Origin of the sequence: Corallococcus interemptor (assembly GCF_003668875.1) — a bacterium.
Taxonomy (GTDB): domain Bacteria; phylum Myxococcota; class Myxococcia; order Myxococcales; family Myxococcaceae; genus Corallococcus; species Corallococcus interemptor.
The window spans coordinates 1-20,866 of the sequence record NZ_RAWM01000115.1; the positions used below are offsets into that span (position 1 = coordinate 1).

The 20,866-nt window shown below is 69.3% G+C and carries 21 protein-coding genes; 7 read left to right on the forward strand and 14 right to left on the reverse strand.

Annotation, left to right across the window (positions count from 1 at the left end):
* Positions 1–285 precede the first annotated feature (285 nt).
* A complete protein-coding gene (locus tag D7X96_RS39695; protein WP_147468432.1) occupies positions 286–1,182 on the forward strand; it encodes a DUF4145 domain-containing protein in 897 nt (298 codons plus the stop codon).
* Between the two features lie 13 nt (positions 1,183–1,195).
* Here the strand turns inward: D7X96_RS39695 and D7X96_RS41215 are convergent, their stop codons facing one another.
* The 3 genes from D7X96_RS41215 to D7X96_RS30065 all read right to left on the reverse strand — a co-directional run bounded on the left by D7X96_RS41215 (position 1,196) and on the right by D7X96_RS30065 (position 3,410).
* Positions 1,196–1,534: a phage terminase large subunit family protein gene (locus D7X96_RS41215; protein WP_244219778.1), complete on the reverse strand. Its 339-nt coding sequence runs from the start codon at positions 1,532–1,534 to the stop codon at positions 1,196–1,198.
* The gene (locus D7X96_RS30060; protein ID WP_244219779.1) at positions 1,498–2,517 is read right to left on the reverse strand and encodes a terminase large subunit domain-containing protein; all 1,020 of its coding nucleotides are present in this window, start codon (positions 2,515–2,517) and stop codon (positions 1,498–1,500) included. Before D7X96_RS30060 ends, D7X96_RS41215 begins: the two co-directional genes overlap by 37 nt.
* A gap of 110 nt (positions 2,518–2,627) precedes the next feature.
* Positions 2,628–3,410, reverse strand: coding sequence for a helix-turn-helix domain-containing protein (locus D7X96_RS30065; protein ID WP_306449844.1), 783 nt, complete (start codon positions 3,408–3,410; stop codon positions 2,628–2,630).
* A gap of 109 nt (positions 3,411–3,519) precedes the next feature.
* Between D7X96_RS30065 and D7X96_RS30070 the strand changes: the two genes are divergently transcribed.
* Entirely contained in the window at positions 3,520–4,455 is a 936-nt protein-coding gene (locus D7X96_RS30070; RefSeq protein ID WP_120546107.1) for an alpha/beta hydrolase family protein, read from the forward strand.
* Positions 4,456–4,494: 39 nt separating this feature from the next.
* Here the strand turns inward: D7X96_RS30070 and D7X96_RS30075 are convergent, their stop codons facing one another.
* Both D7X96_RS30075 and D7X96_RS30080 read right to left on the reverse strand, forming a co-directional pair.
* Complete coding sequence (locus tag D7X96_RS30075; RefSeq protein ID WP_121771322.1) at positions 4,495–5,349, reverse strand: N-acyl homoserine lactonase family protein; 855 nt, start codon at positions 5,347–5,349, stop codon at positions 4,495–4,497.
* Positions 5,350–5,382: 33 nt separating this feature from the next.
* The gene (locus D7X96_RS30080; protein ID WP_120546105.1) at positions 5,383–6,525 is read right to left on the reverse strand and encodes an esterase/lipase family protein; all 1,143 of its coding nucleotides are present in this window, start codon (positions 6,523–6,525) and stop codon (positions 5,383–5,385) included.
* 130 nt (positions 6,526–6,655) lie between these two features.
* Here D7X96_RS30080 and D7X96_RS30085 point away from each other — a divergent pair, with 130 nt between their 5' ends.
* Positions 6,656–8,734: a S46 family peptidase gene (locus D7X96_RS30085; RefSeq protein WP_121771323.1), complete on the forward strand. Its 2,079-nt coding sequence runs from the start codon at positions 6,656–6,658 to the stop codon at positions 8,732–8,734.
* Here D7X96_RS30085 and D7X96_RS30090 read toward each other — a convergent pair.
* Complete coding sequence (locus D7X96_RS30090; RefSeq protein WP_147468433.1) at positions 8,685–9,548, reverse strand: hypothetical protein; 864 nt, start codon at positions 9,546–9,548, stop codon at positions 8,685–8,687. The two genes, D7X96_RS30085 and D7X96_RS30090, sit on opposite strands and share 50 nt — an antisense overlap.
* A gap of 65 nt (positions 9,549–9,613) precedes the next feature.
* Entirely contained in the window at positions 9,614–10,396 is a 783-nt protein-coding gene (locus D7X96_RS30095) for a hypothetical protein (RefSeq protein ID WP_121771325.1), read from the reverse strand.
* A gap of 430 nt (positions 10,397–10,826) precedes the next feature.
* On the opposite strand from D7X96_RS30095, the gene D7X96_RS30100 reads away from it, so the two are divergent.
* On the forward strand, positions 10,827–11,315 hold the full coding sequence (locus tag D7X96_RS30100) for an adenylate/guanylate cyclase domain-containing protein (protein WP_306449845.1): 489 nt from the start codon (positions 10,827–10,829) through the stop codon (positions 11,313–11,315).
* 38 nt (positions 11,316–11,353) lie between these two features.
* A complete protein-coding gene (locus D7X96_RS30105) occupies positions 11,354–12,004 on the forward strand; it encodes a glutathione S-transferase family protein (protein WP_121722897.1) in 651 nt (216 codons plus the stop codon).
* 5 nt (positions 12,005–12,009) lie between these two features.
* On the opposite strand, the gene D7X96_RS30110 is transcribed toward D7X96_RS30105, so the two are convergent.
* The 5 genes from D7X96_RS30110 to D7X96_RS30130 all read right to left on the reverse strand — a co-directional run bounded on the left by D7X96_RS30110 (position 12,010) and on the right by D7X96_RS30130 (position 16,720).
* The gene (locus D7X96_RS30110) at positions 12,010–13,242 is read right to left on the reverse strand and encodes a type II toxin-antitoxin system HipA family toxin (RefSeq protein ID WP_121771327.1); all 1,233 of its coding nucleotides are present in this window, start codon (positions 13,240–13,242) and stop codon (positions 12,010–12,012) included.
* The gene (locus tag D7X96_RS41825) at positions 13,239–13,493 is read right to left on the reverse strand and encodes a helix-turn-helix domain-containing protein (RefSeq protein WP_121722899.1); all 255 of its coding nucleotides are present in this window, start codon (positions 13,491–13,493) and stop codon (positions 13,239–13,241) included. The genes D7X96_RS30110 and D7X96_RS41825 overlap by 4 nt, the downstream gene beginning before the upstream one ends.
* Positions 13,494–13,696: 203 nt before the next feature.
* Positions 13,697–14,296: an HAD family hydrolase gene (locus D7X96_RS30120; RefSeq protein WP_121771328.1), complete on the reverse strand. Its 600-nt coding sequence runs from the start codon at positions 14,294–14,296 to the stop codon at positions 13,697–13,699.
* Positions 14,297–14,309: 13 nt separating this feature from the next.
* The gene (locus D7X96_RS30125; RefSeq protein ID WP_121771329.1) at positions 14,310–16,202 is read right to left on the reverse strand and encodes a methyl-accepting chemotaxis protein; all 1,893 of its coding nucleotides are present in this window, start codon (positions 16,200–16,202) and stop codon (positions 14,310–14,312) included.
* An 80-nt stretch (positions 16,203–16,282) separates the two neighbouring features.
* Positions 16,283–16,720: a host attachment protein gene (locus D7X96_RS30130; protein ID WP_120546142.1), complete on the reverse strand. Its 438-nt coding sequence runs from the start codon at positions 16,718–16,720 to the stop codon at positions 16,283–16,285.
* A gap of 421 nt (positions 16,721–17,141) precedes the next feature.
* On the opposite strand from D7X96_RS30130, the gene D7X96_RS30135 reads away from it, so the two are divergent.
* Together D7X96_RS30135 and D7X96_RS30140 are read left to right on the forward strand one after the other, a co-directional pair.
* Positions 17,142–18,680, forward strand: a complete 1,539-nt coding sequence (locus D7X96_RS30135) for a serine/threonine-protein kinase (protein WP_121771330.1) — start codon at positions 17,142–17,144, stop codon at positions 18,678–18,680.
* A complete protein-coding gene (locus tag D7X96_RS30140; protein ID WP_147468434.1) occupies positions 18,649–19,377 on the forward strand; it encodes a tetratricopeptide repeat protein in 729 nt (242 codons plus the stop codon). Before D7X96_RS30135 ends, D7X96_RS30140 begins: the two co-directional genes overlap by 32 nt.
* Before the next feature lie 6 nt (positions 19,378–19,383).
* On the opposite strand, the gene D7X96_RS30145 is transcribed toward D7X96_RS30140, so the two are convergent.
* Both D7X96_RS30145 and D7X96_RS30150 read right to left on the reverse strand, forming a co-directional pair.
* The gene (locus tag D7X96_RS30145) at positions 19,384–19,920 is read right to left on the reverse strand and encodes an FHA domain-containing protein (protein WP_121723833.1); all 537 of its coding nucleotides are present in this window, start codon (positions 19,918–19,920) and stop codon (positions 19,384–19,386) included.
* 89 nt (positions 19,921–20,009) lie between these two features.
* The gene (locus D7X96_RS30150; RefSeq protein ID WP_121771332.1) at positions 20,010–20,864 is read right to left on the reverse strand and encodes an ATP-grasp domain-containing protein; all 855 of its coding nucleotides are present in this window, start codon (positions 20,862–20,864) and stop codon (positions 20,010–20,012) included.
* Positions 20,865–20,866: the final 2 nt, after the last annotated feature.

A 20,866-nucleotide genomic window follows, 5' to 3' on the forward strand; every position in this document is an offset into this window, starting at 1 on the left:
GATGGAGCCGTGACACGCGCGACTGGACGCCAGCGGGCCCCGTGCGCCTCAACCCCTCACCGGAAGCACAGGAGCCGAAGCGCATCGGCTGAACCCTTTCACGCGACATCTACCTTGACGCTCACCGCGACAGTGCGCAGCCAGCCGTTCTCCTTGTACGCGCGCAGCACTTCGCGGCTGCCCCGCCGCGGACTGAAGCTGACAAGGGGGAGCGCGTGGACAAGGGGGCCTAGGGGGCCGGGCTGCAGGCCCAGTGCCTTGAGAGCGCGTTGGAAGAGGGTGGCCATGTCCATGCAGAAGGGGCGGCGCTATCCTGGCCACCATCTGCTTCCCGGAGGGAGAATGTCTTCGCTCAACCTGAATACGCTTGATGGTCTTCGCAGGGCAATCGCAGGAAATATTGATGTGCTTAGGCTCGATGATGAGACTGCAACTGTGGGAAACCTCTATTGCCCCCGATGTTCGGCCGAGCGCAGAGTAACCCTGAAGGTGCTACATCATCGGGAGAGATTGAACGAACCACTAACGGTACCCGCACGTAGGTCGGTCACGGGTCCACCGGTCGCACCGGCGCCGCTGACCCAAGAAGAGCGTTTTGCGATGTTTCTCAGGAGGCTGGAGGCGGGCATGTCTCCGTTCTTGTTCACGTATTCGTGCCTGCAATGTGAATGTCTGTTTACGGGTGTCGTTTATGATGGGCCGGATGGAGAAGGGCTGGCGTTGTTTCCCAAGACTCCGGGAGGCATTGCGACGACCCACACGCCAAAGGCTGTTGCTTACTACTTAGACCAGGCCGCTCGCTGTCAGTCGGTGGGTGCCTTAAGCGCAGCCATGGCCATGTATCGGGCTTCTCTTGAGCATATTCTTGGACTGGCAGGCTACAAGGGAATGCTCCATGCGAAGGTGCAGGCACTGGTTGCTGCAATTGATAACAAGTCTGCGCCTGACTGGGGTAGGCGTCTTAATGTTGCATATTTGACATGCATTAAGGAGATAGGCAATGCTGCAATTCATGCGAATGGCGGCGACATAGCAGTACAGGAACACATCACGCCTGGGCTTGTCTCGCTTGTTCAGATGACGCTTGAGGAGATAATTGAACGAGCATTTGAGGAGCCTGCAAGGGACAAAGCTCGCTTGGACCAGATGCAGGCAGTTGCTGCAGCCATGCCCAAGAAGTGATGCTTCAGGTCATCTACTCTTCTGCCGCCGCGTCCTCCATTCCGCGCTGCCGCCCCGCGGCCCCTGCATTGCGACGCTTCGGGATGACGTAGAGATAGATGGGCCATGCGAAGGCGTCCGCTCGGTCGTCTCTCGCATGGCCGCCCTCCTGGCCGGTGAACTTCGCCAGCTGCTCCTCCAGCTTGTCGAACTTTCCCACCATGTGGACGAGGCCTGCCTTCGCATAGGAGGACACAGGCGCGGCGCGTTCGGCCTTCGACTGCATGGCACGCTCGGTGAGCACCTTCACCTTCTTCACCGTGCGCAGCGTGCTCTTCACCATGCTGCCGCCCGTGTTGGACTCGGCGAACACCCACGCGTTTGGCTTCCCATTGGCGCGCTTCTTCGCGGCGGTGCCCAGGCCTCCAGTGCCTTGATGGCCTCGCGCGCCCAGACCTCGGGCTCTGGCGTGCGCAGCGACGCGTCCTGCAGCACGTAGGCGTGGTCCAGACCGTCCGCCTCCAGGCGCACGCCCAGCACGACGATGCCGTGCATGTCCGCGCCCTTCTTCTCGCCGGTGGCCGGATCCACCGAGACGATGATGGCGTCGTACTCCTTCGGCGCCTTCTTCGGGTCGATGCGCGAGGCGTTCCAGTTGACGCTCCGGTAGAGCGCCGGGTCCAGGTCGAACCGCAGCTCGCCCATGAACTCGCGCCGGCCCTCGGGCGTCTCCATCACCCGGCGCACGTAGGCCTCGTAGTCCGGGGCTAAGTTGGCGAGGTTCTCCAGCGTGGAACTGCGCGCGAGCACCAGGCCCTCGCGGTCGCCGAGCATCTCGCGGAAGAGCACCGTGGGCGCGGGCGTGGTGGTGATGACCATGCGCGGCGGCAAGCCCTGGACGCGCATCCGCGTGGTGGTGCGGCGGTTGACGACGCGGCACTCCTTGTAGACGGCGACCGCGTCGCCCTTCCACGCCACGGGCTCATCCGCCCAGATGAACGTGTACTGGTGCCCGCGGAACTTGTCCGCGTTCTTCGCCGGCAGCCACGTGGCCTGAGCGCCATTGGGCCACGCCAGCTTGCGGCGCGACTTCTCCACCTTCGTGAAGAACCAGGGCGCGGAGATGGTGAGGATGCCGCTCGTCCCCTCCAGCTGGTTCTTCACGATCTCGGAGTAGGTGGGGCCGACGATGAGGATGCGCGCCTCGGGGTCCGAGCGGGCCTCGTCGATGACGGCGGCGGCGCCGGCGTACGTCTTCCCGGTGCCGCGCCCACCCATGAAGAACCAGGTGCGGAAGTGCGTGGGCGGGCGCTGGACGGGGCGCAGCCAGTCCCGGTGCTCGTGGTAGAGGAGCACCAGCTGCCCGGGCGGCCCCGTCAGCGGCCCTCCTCGGCTCCTGCGCTCCAGCCCTCACCCTCAACATGGCCTTTATCCCGCCGATGCGCCCCCTGTTCATGCGGGCTTGATCAACACCTCACGCCCTGGGCGGGCCCCGGCGACGCCGCGGGACGCTTCATGTAGGCGCCCGGTGTGAGCCCGATGAGCTCCCGGAAGTCGGCGATGAGGTGCGCCTGGTCGTAGTAGCCCGCGTCCACGGCGATGCGCCCCCAGTCCCTGGAGGTCGCCGTCATCCGTACGGCTCGTTGCAGGCGAACGGTCCGCGCGAAGTCCTTGGGCCCGATGCCGACGTTCGCCGTGAACGCTCGGCGAAGGTGCCGCGCCGTCACGCCCAGTTGCTCCGCCACGGTCTCCACCCGAACCGCGTCTCCTTCGAGCAGGTGGACCGCGCGGCGAGCGAGCCGTGCCGAGGCCGGTTCAAAGGTCTGGTGGGCCCGCAGGGCGATTGCCCGGGAGACGCGGTCCAGGACCTCCGGCTGGCTTCGCGCGGCCAGGAGCTCGAAGCACAGGTCGCCACCCGGACGTCCCCAGAGGTCTTCCAGCGGGACGATCCGGTCCGTCAGCGCGTTCGCCGCCACGCCCAGGATCGGCACCGCCCAGCCTGGCTTGAACTGAAGGATGAGCGCGCGCACGATGTCGGGGGCGTTCTTGAACAGCGCCTGCGTTCGCGGACCCACGACGCAGAGATCGCCTCTGCGGCCCTCCTCGAGCACTCGAAAGACCAGCGTCGTTCTTCCGTCGGGCAGCCGTTCGTGACGCGCGCTTCCTCCGATGGGCACGAGCGCGTGAACGTCCTCGACGAAGCGGGAGAGCGAGAACGTCGGGGCGGCGGGAACCCTCGTGCGCGGCATCCTCGCACTCTCGCGCGTCCACCGCGGTCATTCAACCCGGCAGGCAAGGCGCGGGGAAATGTCCGGTCCTTCCAATCGCAGAACAGCGGCGGGAGGTACGAAGACACTCATGAACACGCCAGCTCCCGCGCCCGTCCTCTCCCTCAGCCCCATCGTGCTGCCGGCTCCCGGCCGCGCCGTCGAGCTCCAGCTGCGCATCTCCGCGCCCGTGACCGGAAGCAACCTGCCCATCCTCCTGCTGTCCCACGGCCACGGACGCTCCAACCATCTCTCGTCACTGAACGGCTACGCCCCGCTCGCCAACTACTTCGCGGCACATGGCTTCGTCGTCATCCAGCCCACGCACCTCGACTCGAAGACGCTCTCGCTCGGCCCTGATGCTCCGGATGGGCCCCTGTTCTCGAGGTCACGTGCCGAGGACATGACGCGCATCCTCGACCAGTTGGATGTGATTGAGCGTGCCTTCGTCGGGCTCGCCGGGCGCATGGACCGGAGCAGGGTGGCCGTCATCGGTCACTCAATGGGTGGGCACACCGCGAGCCTGCTGCTTGGCGCGCGGTACAAGGACCCCCACGATGGAACGGAAGTGAACCGCTACGAGCCGCGGATCAAGGCCGGCGTCCTGCTCGCCGCGCCCGGCCGGGGAGGAGACGCGCTCACCAGGTTCGCGGCGGAGAACTACCCCTTCTTCTCGACCACCGACTTCTCCCGGATGACGACGCCCGCGCTCGTGGTCGCTGGCGACAAGGACGCCTCGGCCCACCTGACGGTCGCGGGCCCCGCCTGGCACGCGGATCCCTATTTCCTCTCCCCAGGCCCCAAGTCCCTGGTCACCCTGTTCGACGCGGAGCACGGGCTGGGCGGAGTGTCTGGCTATGACGTCGCGGAGACCACGGACGAGAATCCCGAGCGCGTGGCGACCGTCCAGCGCCTCACCTTCGCCTTCCTCCGCACCGCGCTCCATCCCGGAGACCCCGCCTGGCAGGAAGCGCAAGACGCGCTGACACGCGCGACCCCACCGCTCGGCCGGGTCGAATCCAAGTAGCCGCCCCGGGCCCTCTCACGGCGGTAGATCAAGCTGGGCCTACTCCAGCGGCGCGGGAAACGCGGGCAGCGCGGCGAAGTCCTCGGGCACGTGTTCGCGGATGACGCGGGCGTTGGAGTCCCTGGCCAGCGCCTCCACGCGCTTCATGGACTCCAGCGTCTGCTCGCGGTTGAAGTTGTACACGGGCACCAGCTGCCGCTCGCGCGACTGGGGCAGCGGCCACAGGTCACCCGTGAGCAGGACGGCGCCGGACTTCGCCGTCTTCACCAGCAGCACGGTATGGCCGGGCGTGTGCCCGGGCGCCTGGTGGATGGTGACGGCGCCGTCGCCGAACACGTCGTAGGGGGCGTCGCCCTCGATGCGCACGGTCTTCGCGTGCTCCAGCGCGCTGTAGTGGGGGACCTCGCCGCGCTGTACGGCCTGTTCGGAGAAGGCCGCGTCGCGTTCTTCCGCGTCCACGAGCCACGTCGAGCCCGCGAACAGGTTGGCGTTGCCCGCGTGGTCGAAGTGCAGGTGGGAGAACGACACGAACTCGACGTCGGCCGGGGCCAGTCCCAGCTCACCCAGCGAGGCCGTGAGCTTCTTCTTCACCTCGAAGTGCACGGGCTGACCCTGGGGCCGCATGCCGTCCGGCAGGTCCGCGATGCTTTCGGAGAGGCCGCTGTCCCAGAGCAGGTCGCCCTTCGGGTGGCGGATCAGGTAGCACGGGACGACGGTCTCGGCGGGCACGCCCTTCATCGAACCGTCGTCCGCCATGAAGCCGGAGTCGCCCAGCTCCACGCGGCCGCAGTGGATGGCGTAGAGCTTCACGCCCGGGGCCGCGCGCGGAGTGGGGGGCGCCCCAGCGCACGCGGTGAGCAGGAGACAGGCGGACCACAGGTGAAGGGTCTTCATGGGGCGGCTCCAGGGGGGAAGCGGGGGAGTCAGCTACCGCGTCGGCTCTTCTTCCATCAGGAAGTCGCCAATGGTCTTCCACATCGCCTCGAACTGGGGGCGGCGGAAGCCGGAGCCGGAGATGAGCCAGTCCACGTGCGGGGGCTGGTGGGCCGGCTGGTCGAAGTGGCCAATGGCATCCAGGTGGTCCGCGCGCACGGCCGTCAGCACGCGGCCGTACACCTGCGAGCGCGTGGGCACGATGCCGTCACAGGCCGTGGGGCCGGGCATGGCGCCGTAGGCCTGCACCAGCGCCGCCGTCTGCGCGGGCGTGTGCAGGGGCAGCTGCGTGAGCGGCATCCGCTGCGTCTGGCCGTACACGAACGCGTAGATGGTGTGCGTCAGCTGCGCGTACGGATCCAGGCCCGCGGCCAGGCGCGTGCGCAGGGACGGCGGACGGGCCTGCGTCACCACGGAGCCGTAGCGCACGCCGGGCCGGTCATGCGTGCCGCCGTTGAACAGGTCGATGCCCTCCGGCGTGAGCTGGGGGATGAGCGACGTGTCGCGGCCCACATCCCACAGGAACTTCGTCACCGCGTCGCGCCGCTCGCTGGAGAAGTCCCCCAAGAGCTGGTCGAAGAGCTGATCCAGCAGCGTGGCCTTCCACCCCAGCTGATCATCCGCGCGCGCCATCAGGTGCCCGAAGCGGAACACCACGCTCAGGGGCAATCGCCCGAAGCGCAGCACGTACATGGTGAACAGCGACAGGAGCTTCAACAGCTGCTGACCGAAGAGCCCCAGGAAGAACGTGGCCAGCGGCGTGCCCGCGTGGGGGGCGGACAGCGTCACCACGGAGCGCACGCGGCGTGCGAAGGGCTCCAGCTCCAGGGTGTCCGACACCTGCGCGCCGGGAGAGACGAACAGGCGGGCATCCAGGCCGCCGGTGGAGTGGCCCACCAGGTGGATGGGGCCGTCGTCACCGGAGGCCGTCTCGCTCACGGCCTTGAGCAGGTCCGCGGTGCGCTGGCGGATGGATGCGGTGGGGTGGGAAACGATCGTCACCACCTCCGCGTCGACCCCCCTGCGGGCGAGGTCCTTCTTCAGGAACTCGTACGCGTGGCCGAAGTAGAGGAGCTCGCCCAGGTTGGTGAAGCCGAAGAAGCCAGGGACGAGGTAGACGTGGTGCTTCACGGACATGGGTCGCCCAGCATACCCCACGCTCCCGGGATGGGCTTGGAATACCCCGGGTCCCACGCGGTTGACGCGCGCCCGGCCGCGCTGACAAGACCGGCCGTCCGTTTCCCCCAACCACGAAGGAAGACTCCCCGTGTACCGCAGACTGCTCGCGCTTGGCCTGCTGACGTCCCTCCCCGCCGCGGCGGAAGAGGGCATGTGGACCTACGACGCCTTCCCCGCCGCCCAGGTGAAGAAGGCCTACGGCTTCGAGCCCACCCAGGCCTGGCTGGACAAGGTGCGCCTGGGCTCCGTGCGGCTCGCGGGAGGCTGCTCCGCCAGCTTCGTGTCGCCGGACGGCCTGGTGATGACGAACCACCACTGCGTGCGCAGCTGCATCGAAGAGCTGACGACCGCGAAGGACGACCTCTTGGCGAAGGGCTTCCAGGCGAAGACGGCGAAGGAGGAGCGGCGCTGTCCCAAGATTGAAGCCAACCAGCTGGTGGAGATGACGGACGTCACGGAGCGGATGAACACCGCGACGAAGGGGCTGACCGGCGCGGCCTTCAACACGGCGCTCAAGAAGGAGATGGCCGCGGTGGAGGGCGCGTGCACCACCGGCGCGGACGTGCGGTGTGACGTGGTGACGCTCTACAACGGCGGCAAGTACCAGCTGTACAAGTACCGCCGCTTCCAGGACGTGCGGCTCGTCTTCGCGCCGGAGTTCTCCATGGCGGCGTTCGGCGGGGACGCGGACAACTTCAACTTCCCGCGCTACGGCTACGACGTGTCGTTCGTGCGTGTGTGGCAGGACGACGCGCCGGCCAAGAGCCCGGACTATCTGCCGTGGGCGAAGGAGGGCGTGAAGGAGAACGACCTTGTCTTCGTCTCCGGGCACCCGGGCGGCACGGAGCGCAAGAGCACGGTGGCGGAGCTGGAGTTCCAGCGCGACGTGGCGCTGCCCCAGACGCTGCTCCAGCTGTCGGAGATGCGCGGCGCGCTGCGCGAGTTCACCAGCGCCTCCGCGGAGCGCTACCGAGTGGCGCGCTCCAGCCTGCGCGGCGTGGAGAACGGACTGAAGGCCCTGAAGGGCCGGCAGGAGACGCTGGCGGATCCGGCGGTGCTCGCGCGCAAGCGGCAGGAGGAGGCGGAGCTGCGCAAGCGCATCGACGCGAACCCCCAGGCCAAGGCGCTGACGCAGGGCATGTGGGAGGAGACCGCGCAGGCGCTGGACGTGTGGCGCCGGATGATGAACGACTACCGGATGAAGGGCGCGGGGGACGCGTTCCGCTCCGACCTGTTCTCCTACGCCCAGGCGCTGGTGCGCGCGGCGGATGAGCTGCCCAAGGCGAACGCGGAGCGCCTGCGCGAGTACACGGACGGCCAGCTGCCGGCGCTGAGGCAGCGGCTGCTGCGTGAGGCGCCCATCCCGGCGGAGCTGGAGGCGCTGACGCTGACGTTCGGCTTCAACAAGCTGCGCGAGACGCTGGGCGCGGATGATCCGTTCGTGCGCCTGGTGCTGGAGAAGGAGGCCCCGGCGGACCTGGCGAAGGCGCTGGTGAAGGGCTCGAAGCTGGGCGACGTGAAGGTGCGCAAGGCATTGCTGGAGGGCGGCAAGGCGGCGGTGGACGCGTCGAAGGATCCGATGATCGTCCTGGCGCGCAAGGTGGACGCGGAGACGCGTGCGTCGCGCAAGCGCTACGAGGACACGGTGGAGGCGGTGCTCAAGCGCAACGGCGAGCGGCTGGCGAAGGCGTACCTGCTGGTGAACGGCACGGCGGGCGCGCCGGACGCGACCTTCACGCTGCGGCTCAACTACGGGCAGGTGAAGGGCTGGGACGACAACGGCAAGGCGGTGCCGGCGCTGACCACGTTCGGCGGCGCGTACGGGCGTGACACGGGCAAGGAGCCCTTCAAGCTGCCGGCGCCGTGGGTGAAGGCGAAGGGGAAGGTGCCGGACGCGACGCCGCTGGACATGGCGACGACCAACGACATCATCGGCGGCAACTCCGGCTCGCCGGTGGTGAACCGGGACGGGCAGGTGGTGGGGCTCATCTTCGACGGCAACCTGCCGTCGCTGGGCGGCCGCTACCTCTACGTGCCGGAGACGAACCGCGCGGTGGCGGTGCACGGCGACGGCATCATGGCCGCGCTGGAGCACGTCTACGGCGCCACCCGCGTGGTCAACGAGCTGAAGGGCGCGCAGGCGGCGTCCGCGGCCCCGGCGCGCTGAGGGCGTTGCTCCGGTCCGGGGGCTTGCGGAGCCGAGCGGCCGCGGCCTTTCCGGCGGAGAGCACGGAAGGGTCGCGGCCCAGCAGCCCTTCCGCCTCCAGCGCGGCGCGGACAGAGGGGATGTGACCCCGGTGCACCTTGAAGCGCTGGAGGAACAGCCGCACCCAGTGCGCGGGCGGCTCCAGCGTTCCCCAGATGCGGGCGTCGCCGTCCCCTCGGGTGCGCTTCAGGGTATCCAGGAAGGGAAACACGTCGTGCAGTCCCAACAGCGGCCGGTGCGGCGGAAGGCCTGCGCCCCGGGGCCGGGCCGCCGCGTTGCGCGGTGATGCCGCCCACGCGTGTCGCCCGCGAAGGAAGCGGTTGAAGGTGCGTTGGCCCTCGGGTTGTTCCAACAGCTTGCGCAGCAACGCGGCCTGCTCCCCCCGGTCCCGCACAGCGCCCCTGTGACGCTGGGACCTGAAGAGGTCCATGGAGCGGCGGAGTTGCTCGGCTTCGACGGGATCCTCGAAGGCGTCCGTGCCCTCCAGGTGATCCAGCGCGTGTTCGCCGATGACGCCCCGGGGAAGGATGCCGCGCACGTACCCCAGGCGCGTGTCCCAGGGCATGTCGCGGGTGCGGGCCGTGGCCCAGCGGATGAACGGGTTCACCTTGTCGAGCACGCGTCGCCGGGTCACCTGACGGTGGAGCGTCTCCGCCTCCCACGAGGCCAGGGGCGGCATCTCCCGCTCCAGGTCGGCGTAGCGCAGCCACTCGTCCAACTCCTGCTGGACCTGTCTGCGTGCCGAGCGGTGGATGCCCGCGCGGGCCTTGCGCATGGCCTTCCGGTTCGTGCTTGGAAGAAGCGAGCGCGCCATCTGCCGGACCTTTTCATCCGAGTGGATCATCGTTCGCGGCCCTCTCGTGGCCGGGCCTTCTCCGCACGCTCCAGCAGTCCTTCCGCCTCCAGCGCGGCGCGCACGGCGGGGATGTGGCCCCGGTGCTCCTTGAAGCGCTGGAGGAACAGCCGCACCCATTGCGCCGGTGGGGTCTCGTATCCCCAGCGGGGGTGCTTCAGGGTGTCCAGGAAGGGGAGCACGTCATGCTCGCCCAGCAGCGGCCGGTGCGGCGTGGCGGCCCGGGTGTGGCTCTCGCGCAGGAAGCGATTGAAGGTGCGGTGGCCTTCGGGCTCCAGGAGGACCGCGCGCAGCAACTGGGCCTGCTCGCCGCGATCCAACAGCGCCCCCTTGCGCTGTGCGTGCCTGCGCACCCAGTAGTGATTGCGCCACGCCTTCTCGGTGGGGTCCTCGAAGGCGTCCGCGGACTTCACGTGGCCCAGTGCGTGCTCACCGATGACGCCCCGGGGCAGCAGGCTTCGCACGTGGCTCAGGCGATCCTCCCGGCGCAGGTCGCTCGTGCGCGCGGTGGCCCAGCGGATGAAGGGCTTCACCTTGTCGCCGTCGCGCCGCCACCTCACCTCCTGGCCAATCTCCTTGCGCTCCCACGGCGCGAAGGAGGGCAGGTCGCGCTCCTCGTCTCCGAAGCGCAGCCATGTCGCCAGCTCTTGCCGCACCTCCTGGCGGGCCGCGCGGTGGATGCGCGCACGCGCCGCTCGCGCGGCCTCCCGGTGCTTCGACGGCAGCAGCGAGCGCGCCATCTGCCGGACCTTCTCGTCTGAGTGGATCATCGTCCGCGGCCCTCTCGTGGCCGGCGCGGACGTGGCGTGCACCCATCACCTGACGCGCATCGGACGCACTCCCACCGCATCGCGTCGGGTGCAAAACAACCGTGAGACAGAACCTCCCGGGTGCTTGGTGCGTCGCGTCAGGGAATCATTAACGTGGGGATGCGGACCTGAATCCGCCTCTGTCTTCGCACGGTTGCGTTCCCCGGAACGTCTTCCGTCCGAGCGCCTTCCCGGGGTGGTTGGGAGACGGCGCCCGTCGTGCGGTAGCATCTCGTTCGTCTGACGCCGGGGGGAGGGAGGATGCACGATGGTGGTGGAGGCTCCGGAGCCCCGGACGATGTCGGCCATCATGTTCACGGACATGGAGGCCCCCGCAGGTCAACGCTGGCGAGATGATTCGCTACAACAAGCGCTGCATGAGGAACACGGCGTGCTGGTGCGCGGACTGCTCGCGCGTCACGGCGGCCGCGAAGTGAAGCGGATGGAGGAGGGCGGCTTCCTCCTGGAGTTCGAGTCCGGCCCGCTCGCGGTGGCCTTCGCGCTGGAGTGGCGCGCCGCCGTGGACGCGCGCAACCGCGCCGTTCCCACCGAGCGGCGCGTGTCCGTCCGCGCGGGCGCGCACCTGGGCATGGTGGTGCACCGCGACGGCGACGTGTTCGGCGAGGGCGTCAACCTGGCGGCCCGTATCGAGTCCCTGGCGCGCCCGGGCACCGTCTACGTCAGCGAGACCGTGGCCGCGCAGCTGGAGGGCCGGCTGAAGGCGCCGCCCGTCAAGCTGGGCCGCAACGAGTTGAAGAACATCCGGTTGCCGGTGGCGGTGTTCCGCATCGACACGCCAGGGGAGGGCCGCGGCGAGCGCGCGCTCCTGTCGCGCGTGCGTTCACTGCTGGGCCGTAAGCGCGCACGCGCGGACGGTTGAGGCTTGTGGCCGGGCGCGCGGCGGTATGGTGCCGCGCCATGTCCGAGCTCACCCTGGTCGTTGGTTCCAAGAATTACTCCTCGTGGTCGCTGCGTCCCTACCTGGCCCTGGCCCACACCGGCCAGCCGTTCCAGGAGGTGGTGGTGCCTCTGGACACGCCGGAGACGGCGGCGCTCATCGCGATGCATTCGCCCAGCGGCCGGGTGCCGGTGCTCAAGCACGGCGACATCGTGGTGTGGGATTCGCTGTCCATCTGCGAGTACCTGGCCGAGGCCTTCCCGGACGCGAAGCTGTGGCCCACGGACCGCGCGGCGCGCGCGATGGCGCGCTCGGTGACGTCGGAGATGCACTCGGGCTTCCAGGCGCTGCGCACGAACCTCCCCATGGACCTCACCGCGCGCAAGACGGTGCCGGGCGTGGACGCGCCGGGCGTGCACGCGGACATCGCGCGCATCCAGGGGCTGTGGGCGGGCTGCCGCGAGCGCCACGGCAAGGGCGGGCCCTTCCTCTTCGGCGCCTTCTCCATCGCGGACGCGTTCTACGCGCCCGTCATCACCCGCTTCGTCACCTACGGTGTCCCGTTCCGCCCGGAGAACGCCGCGTACCGCGACGCGGTGATGGGCCTGCCCGCCATGCGCAAGTGGACGGAGGCCGCCCAGGGCGAGCCGCCCCTCGCGCGCTACCGGTAGGCGCGTTATGGGGCGCGGAGCTCGCCCAGGCGCTTGTGCATCGTCCGCCGCAGGAAGTCCGTGCGGTGTGCGTCGAAGCCAATCTCCTCCAGGCGCTCCAGCCAGGGCTCCGCGCGGGTGCACAGCTGGTCGAGCAGGGTGCCGATGGCCTTCGCATTCACGCCGTAGCGCTCGCCAAAGGCGATGAAGTGGGCGCGCCGGAGGCTGTCGTCGCGCCCTTCAAACTGCAGGGCCATGCGGTGATCACCATACGGCACGGTGGTGAGCAGGTCGTAGGCGGGTGACAGACGGAACCCGCCTCCGGGCCCATCCGCCAGGATGCTCACGTTCTTGGCGTGCAGGTCCCCGTTTCCAATGAGGTAGCTGAACGAGAGCAGCAGGAGGAAGCGCGCAATCTCGGCAACGGGCGCGGCGCAGTTGTCGCGGAGTCCTTCGGCGATGGCCGCGCACTTGATGCGGTACTTGTCGCTGGTATAGCGATCCAGGAACTGACAGGCGTCCTCCTGGTGGATGCGGCGCAAGCGCTTTTCCGCCTTCAGCCAGCTGCGATCAAAGCGCTCAACGAGCAGCCCGTCGTTTCCATCACGGTCATGGATGAGCTTCGTGGTGGCGACGCGCAGGCCGCACTGTTTCGCCATGCCCATGAAGAAGTGCTCGTTGCGTACGAGCTCGGGTTTGTCTCGCGGGTTGAGCTTCAGGATGTAGTCGCGCTGTCCTGACGAGGAGACCGGAAAGGAAATGGTGGACGCGGAGATCTTTTCCTGAACGCCCGGGATTGTTGGATCTGGGCTTGCTGCCTCCATGAGTGGAAGGCTTTGGGCAAAGAGTTCGGAGAAGAGAACGGACTCGGGCTTCCATTTCGCTCTTCGGCGCGCTGTTTTGGGGAAGGGTTCTCCATGAGGAATGACGGAGAGGTCCCCTACGGTATCGGCCCCAGATGCCACCAGCAGGCTGAGCAGGTCATCCTCCGACGTCTTGACGTTCTCCATGAGAACCCGCAGGCGCAGTCCCTCGGGAAGGAGGCCCGCGAAGTAGGTGTGGAGGTTGGTGCCTAAAGTCTCTGTACGACGTCTCGAATAGGGGAGATGGACCGCGATGCCACCAGGCTCAGCCCTGTGTTGCTCAAAGAAGTCCGTCGCGTACTCGAAGATGGAACCATGGCGGGTCCGGGTGATGGAGCCGACATGGGTGGACTCACGCCACACCTCCGCGACCTCGACTTGCGTCGGGTGGATCATGACGTCGGCTCGCTCACCCGCAGACGTTGTTGGCCTGGCTCGAGTGTCAGCTGAAGCCCCAGCACGTGAAGGACGTCCAGGAGCTTGTCCAGGCGCAGAGTGGCTTTCCTGCCGCTCTCCACGTCGTAGATGAAGACAGGCCCGCACCCTGCCAGGACGCTGACCTGCTGCTGGGTCAACCGAAGCTTCGTGCGTTGGGTCCGGACGGCTTCCGCAAGGGGTTGAAGCCAAGAGATCTCAGGTCGAGCCATAGGTCGTACATTTCTAAATCCATTCGATCGAGTGGATTTCAAGTCGATTTTGGGCTGGAAGTCATAACCTGACCATCCGACACGCTACAATCCATCCGAACGGATGGATTTCAATTTAAACCTAAGTTGGAATCGCGAAGTGACCGCCCGGCATGGCAAGAATCCATGCGAGCGGATGGATTTGTCGCCATCCGAGTCCGGGCTCACAGCCCCAGCGACTTCAGCTGCGCATCGAACGTGGGCGCGTCCGTGAAGACGTGCCCGCGGATGCCCAGCGCGCGGGCCGCGTCCACGAACTCCGGCAGGTCGTCGAAGAAGGCGGCCTCCTGGGGCGCGCAGCCCGCCTGCTGGAGCGCGAGCTGGTAGATGGCCGGCTCCGGCTTCACGTGCCCCACCTCGCAGCTCAGCACCAGCGCGTCGAAGCGCTGGAGCACGGGGAGCAGCGGCTTGAGCCAGGCCACGTGCAGCGCGTTGGTGTTGGACACCAGCACCCGCTTCACGCGGCCCGCCAGCCCCTCCACGCGCGGTAGCACCGCGTCGTGCACCTGGAAGTGGCTGCTCCACAGGGGCGCGAACTCCTCCATGGGCAGGTCCACGCCCAGCGCGCCGCAGACGTCCTTGCGGATGCCCTCCGCGTCCAGCAGGCCCCGGTTCGCCGCCGTCCAGCCCGCGCCGGTGAGCCTGCGCGTGGCCTCCTGCGGCTCCAGCCCCGCCCGCGCCGCGAGCCTCCTGAAGAGCAGCGCGTTGTCGTGGAACACCAGCACGTTGCCCAGGTCCAGCAACACGGCCTTCACAGCGGACACGATGGCTCCTGTCTCAGATGCGGTAGGACCGCGCGACGCCTTCCATCTGGCTGGCCACGTCCTGCAGCCGCTTCGCCGCGCCGGTGGTGGACCTCAGGCTGGTCTGCGTCTCCGTCATCATGGAGGACAGGTCCGTCACCGCGCTGAAAATCTGGGCGATGCCCGCGTTCTGCTGGTTCACCGCGCCGGCGATCTGCCGCGCCGCCGCCGCGTTGTCCTGGACGATGGTGGCCAGCTCCTTCAGGTGCTCGCCGCTGGTGCGCACCTGCTCCAGACCCTCCGCGACGCTGGAGTGGCTCTGCTCCGTCATCTTCGCCGTGGAGATGATGGCGTGGCCCAGGTCCCCCAGGATGTCGCGCACCTTCTCCGTGGCCTGGATGGACTGGTCCGCCAGGTTGCGGATCTCCCGCGCCACCACGCTGAAGCCCTTGCCGTGCTCACCGGAGCGCACCGCTTCGATGGCCGCGTTGAGCGCGAGCATGTTGGACTGGTCCGCCAGGTCCTTCACCGTCTGGGTGATGCCGCCAATCTGCTGCGTGCGCTCGTTGAGCTGCACGATGCGCATGGCCATCTCACCGGACTGCTCGTGCAGCCCCTGGAAGCCATCCAGGCTGTCGCGGATGGCGACCTCGCCCGCGCGGCCCACCTCCTCCGCGCGCGCCGCCACGCCCAGCACCGTCTCCGCCTTCTCCGCGGCCAAGAGCGACGTCTGCTTGATCTCCTGCGCCGTCACCTGCGTCTCCTGGAGCGCCGCGGCCTGGCGGGCCACGTTGCGCTCCTGGACCTCGGAGGCCAGGTTCAATTCCGCCACCGTCTCGCTGAGGACGTGCGTGCCCTCCTGGAGGCTGGTGGCCGTCTCGCGCAGGTTCTTCATCATCTGGCCGAAGGCCTCGGTGAGCTCGCCCACCTCGTCGCGCCCCGCCTTCACCTCCATCACCTGCGTGAGGTCGCCCTCCTTCACCACGCGGCGGACCACCTCGCTGAGCGCGCGCAGCGGCCGGGTGATGCCGCGCGCCAGCATCCACGAACCCAACCCGATGACCGCCACGAAGAGGGCGGCCAGCCCCCGCACCAGCCGGCGCATCCCGTTGAGGGGCGCGTAGGCCTCGTCGGGGTCCACCTGGGCCAGGAACCTCCACCCGTCCCCCACGTCGCGCACCTCCGAGCCGTTCACCGCGACCACGGCCACGCGGCCCGTGTCGTCGTGCGCGCCGGGGCGCGTGTCGAACAGCGTCCGGCCGTCCGCGCCCCGCAGCTCCAGGGCGAAGCTGGTGTGGCCGCGGTGCCGGGCGCGGGCGAGCGCGGGCTTCACCAGCTCCCCCACCTGGCCCCAGTCGAACGCGGCGAGCAGCACGCCCAGCCGCTGGCCGCGCTCGTCCATCACCGGCACCGCCAGGGGCAGCACGTGCACGCTGTAGATGGGGTCCTCCACCTCCACGCCCTCCGCGGTGGTGATGCCGGCCTGCGCCTTCTGGAACCACGGCGCCTGACGCACGGTGGCCGCGCTCCCGGCGTACGCCTCGCGCAGGGCGGGCGTGCTGGCGGACACCGCCACGCCGTCATCGCTGAAGAGCACGATGCCGTTGAGGGTGAGGTAGCGCCGCTGCAACAGCGACAGCATCGCGTCACTGGCGGCGGGGTCCTTCGTGCGCAGCGCCTGGCGCAGGACCGGGTCCTCCGCCCAGCTTTGGGCGCTCGACTCGCGCTCCGCCAGGGTGGACTCCAGCAGGTCCTTGAATCCTTCCGCCTCCATGCGCAGCGAGGCGTCGATCTGCGCCTCCGTCTGCTGGCGCATCAGCTTGTCCTGCAAGCCGGTCAGCGCGAGCAGCGGCACGCACGACACCAGGGTCATGTACAGCAGCAGCCGGCCACGCAGGGTCAGGGACGGCAGTTTGAAAGAAGGCATGGCACGCCGGCGCGAAGAAGAGGAGACCCGGATTCCTATACCAGAACCCGGGCCCCATACTCCCCTGGCCGGCAGGCCGCCTACAGCACCGGCACCCGGTCAGGCAGCTCCCGTGCGGGCAGGCTGGAGTAGTCCGCGTCCAGGTCCAGGCGCACCCGCTGCCTCACGCGCGTGCTCAAGAGGCCCCGCAGCAGGCCCAGGAAGCCCGGGGGCGCCGCGATGACCAGCTGGTCGAACATGTGCGTGTCCACGCCCCGGTCCAGGCGGGCGGACAGCTCCCGCGCGAAGCGCTCGTGCTCCAGCTGCCGCCGGCCGTCCGGCTCGTTCTCCGGCACCGGACCATGCAGCGTGCCCGCGTTGGGGTTGTCCGCCTGGTTGAACAGGTCGACGGGCTTGGCTCGGCTCTCGTCATGTTGGAATTGCTCGATGAGGTCCCACTTCTCAGCCTTCGCATCCGTGGCGAAAAGCCGGGCACGACTCGCGTTGGCCACCAGGATCCAGAGCCTCTTGTCCGCCATCTTCACGCCTCCTTGTCTCTTGAGGGATGCGGACCCCACCGGCCACCGGCAAGCTTCCCCCAGCGAGCCGACTCCCTGTCGCGCGGAGGCCAGGCAGCCCGCCCGCCGCCCCCTTCGCGGAAGCGGGAACACGAACGGGAACACTCCCCGTGCCCCCCGGTGCCGACGACCTCCGCCCACGTTGACCAACCGCATCCAAGCGGCGACCATCGCGCGCCGGGGGAACAGGGACGGGAGTGGGCTGTATGGAGAAGTATTTCAATGTCCGTGGATTCAGGGTGCGCGGTCGCCGCACATGCCACCTGTCCACACGGCGCACGGCGGGTGAACCGTCACATGCCGAAAGTTTTTCCGTCTCACGCGCGATAGATGCCCTCCCGTGGGTTGCAGGGTCGCCCGGGGATGGAAACCTGATCCGCCCATGGGCACCGACGACCTCCTCGCTCACACAGTCCTGTCCGAATCGGGTGACGCCGTGACCGACGGTGGCGGAGCGCCGCTCGTGATGTCGCCGCCCGGACAGGAGGTCCAGGAAGGGACGGTGCTGGGCAACTACCAGCTGGAGAAGCTGCTGGGTGAAGGGTCCATGGGCCGCGTGTTCCAGGCGCGGCACGTGCGGCTGGGGCGCCAGGTGGCGCTCAAGGTGCTCAAGCCGGAGCACGCGCGGGACAGCTCGTTCGTGCAGCGCTTCTTCCAGGAGGCGCGCACCGTCAATCAGATCAACCACGAGCACATCGTGGAGGTCTTCGACTTCGTGGACGAGTCCCCCGACGGGCACGTCTACTGCGTGATGGAGCTCCTGCGCGGCCAGAGCCTGGCGGCGCTCCTGAAGGAGGAGGGGCTGACGCTGGAGCGCGTGCAGCGCATGGGCGTGCAGGTGTGCGCGGCGCTGGGCGCGGCCCACCAGGTGGGCGTGGTGCACCGGGACATCAAGCCGGACAACCTCTTCATCACGCAGCGCTCCGGGCAGCAGGACTTCGTGAAGGTGCTGGACTTCGGCGTGGCGAAGCTCATCACCACGCAGACGGGCGTGAGCCTCACGGGCACGCTGGACGGGACCATCATCGGGACGCCCGCGTACATGGCGCCGGAGCAGGCCGCGGGGCTGCCCGTGGACGCGCGCGCGGACATCTACGCGGTGGGCAACATCCTCTACGAGATGCTCTCCGGCCACCCGCCCTTCCAGGCGCCGGCCTTCGGGCAGCTGGTGGTGCAGATCATCACCCAGCCGCCGCCGCCGCTGCCCACGCACCTGCCGTCCGGCGAGCGCGTGCCGCAGGAGCTGGCGTCCCTGGTGATGCGCTGCCTGGCGAAGGAGCCGGAAGCCCGGCCCCAGCACCTGGCGGAGGTCACCACCGCGCTCTTGATGATGCCCACTTCTCCGCTCGCCGCCGCTCCCGCGAACACGGAGGCGCTGGCGGAGGAGGCGGAGCGTCCCACCCTGCGCATGAAGGTGCCGGGCCTGCTTCGCGACCGGCGGATCCAGGTGTCCGTGGGGCTGGCGGCGCTCGCGCTGGTGTCCGGCATCACCACGTGGACGGGGCTGCACTCGATGCGCGCCTCGCAGCCGGCGCGGGAGCCCGTGGCCGTGGCGTCCACCTCGGGCGCGTCCGCGGCGGGAGCTCCGGCGGTTCTGGGCGCGGCGGACGCGGTGACGCTCACGGTGCACTCGTCGCCTCCGGGCGCGAAGGTCGTCCGCGTGGACACCGGCGAGGAGCTGGGCACCACGCCCCTGACGAAGGCGCTGAGCCGGCAGGCGGTGCCGCCGCAGTTGCGTGTCGAACTCGCGGGCTACGTTCCGCTGGAGCGGTCGGTGGAACTCAAGCAGGGTGCCGCCACCGCGGAGCTGACCGTGCCGCTCGTGAAGGCGAGCGCGGGGCCGCGCCGCGCCCCCGCACGCGCGCCGGGCCGCAAGGGAGGAAGCAGGGATGCGGTCATTGATCCGTTCGCGTCGCAGTGAGCCCCGGGCCCTGAGCCTGGCGCTCGCGCTCGCGCTGGGGACGCCGTCGCTGGCGGTGGCGGCGGAGGACCCGGCGGCCACGGCGGCGGAGGACGCGGCGCGGGAGAGGTTCTCCGAGGGCAACCTCGCGTACGACCTGGGCGAGTTCGACCGGGCGCTCAAGGCCTTCAGCGAGGCGTACCGCCTCAAGCCGCTGCCCGCGTTCCTCTTCAACATCGCGCAGTGCCACCGGCAGCTGAACAACCCGTCGCGCGCGGCCTTCTTCTACCGGCGCTACCTGGCGCTGTCGCAGGGGGAGCCCGCCAACGCGGACGTGGCGCGCGAGCTCAGCGCGGAGATGGAGACCAAGGCCCGCGTCCAGGAGGAGCAGCGCCGGGAGCGCGAGCGCTTCGCCCGCGACCGCGAGCTGCAGAAGGCGCGGGAGCAGGCCGCGCTGGCGGAGGCGCGCGCCAGCGAGGCACGGCTCGCCGCCCCTCCGTCGTCCGCCGCGCCGGAGAAGAACGGGGCCTCCCAGGCCCTGGCCATGCAGGTGCCGGAGGCGTCCGTGCAGCCGGAGGCCGGCGCCTCCAAGCCCTTGACGCGCCGCTGGTACTTCTGGGCGGGCGTGGGCGCGGCGGCGCTGCTCACGGGCGGCGCGGTGTGGGCCGCCACGGCGCCGGGTCCCCGGGACACGACGCTCGGCACCGTGGGGCGGTAGGGCGCTTCAGCGCTGCGGGGGTGGCGAGGAGGCCTGCGCCAGCACCTGCGCGGCGATGCGGCCGATGCGCGCGTGGAACGACGGGGCGTCGTGGAAGGTGAGGCGCACGTCGCCCACCTTCAGCTCGTCGCCCGTGCGCAGCAGGCGCGGTTGCTCCGCCTCCAGCGCCTCGCCGTTCACCGTCACGGGCCGGGACTGGGCCAGCCGCTCCACCTGCCAGCCGCCGTCCGGCGTGGGGTGCAGGGCGAACTGCTCGCGCGACACCGTGGCGTCGTTGACCACGAAGGTGTTGTGCGACGCGCGCCCCAGCTTCAGGGGGCCTCGGTCCGCCACCCCCATCAGCTCGAAGCACAGCGCGTCGCCCGCGGGCAGACAGTCGCGCAGGTCCATCATGGGCAGCCGCGTGGCCGCCACGTTCTGCTCCTCGGGGACGTTCCACGCGCCCGCCTCCCACACCAGCCACGCGTGCGGGTACTTGGCGTTGAACTTCTCCTGGAGTGCCATGTGCTGCCGGATGAGCAGCGAGAGCAACAGGGCTCGCATGTCCCAGTCATAACCCCATCCGCCGCCTTCGCGTCGCCCTGACGGACTTCCAGGTGTCCACGAGTGGGCGAATGGGCCCGCGTGAAAGACTACAACCGGGCAACCACGGCCCTGGCCATCCGCTCCGCCGCGCCCGCGTCCATGGGCAAAAAGAGGCACGGCTCCGTCACCTCCACCTCCTGCAGGCGCGTCTTCCCCGCGTTGTCCGTGGCCACGTCCACGCGCGCGTACAACAGCCGCGCGCCGCCGGACGCCTCCATCACGTCGTGGGCAATGCGCTGCTCCTCCGCGTTGTCCGGCGTGAAGCCGTGCGGCTCCGCGAAGCCCCGGGGCGCGGTGGTCAGCGTGGGCGGGCGGCGCACCGCGTGGCTGAAGACGCCGTTGAAGAAGATGTAGGAGCGCTCGCCCTCCGTCTCGAAGGCGCGCAGGTAGGGCTGCACCATCACGTCCCCCTCCCTGGCCAGCTCCGTGACCCTGGCGCTCGCGTCGTCCCACTGCTCCGGCCGGATGATGAAGACCTTGAGCCCGCCCGCGGCCACCGCGGGCTTGAGCACCACCGCGTCCCAGCCGCGCTCGCGCGCCGCCGCCGCCACGTCCAGGCTTCCCCCGGGCGGCACCCAGACCGTGGGCGTCAGGGGCAGGCCCTGCGCCTCCAGCGTCTTCAGGTAGCCCTTGTGCGTGTTCCACCGGAGCACGTCCGCCGGGTTGAACAGCCGCGTGACGCCGCCCACGCGGTCCGCCCAGGCGAGGAACTCATCGCGGCGCAGGTGGCTGTCCCAGGCGTTGCGCACCACCGCCGCGCGCACGCGGCTCCAGTCCACGGAGGGGTCGTCCCAGATGACCGGCCGTGCGTCCAGGCCCAGCGCCTGCAGCGCGGGCACCAGCGGCGCGTCCAGCGGATTCAGCTGCGGCAGTCCAGCGTAGGTGATGACGGCGATGTCCACGG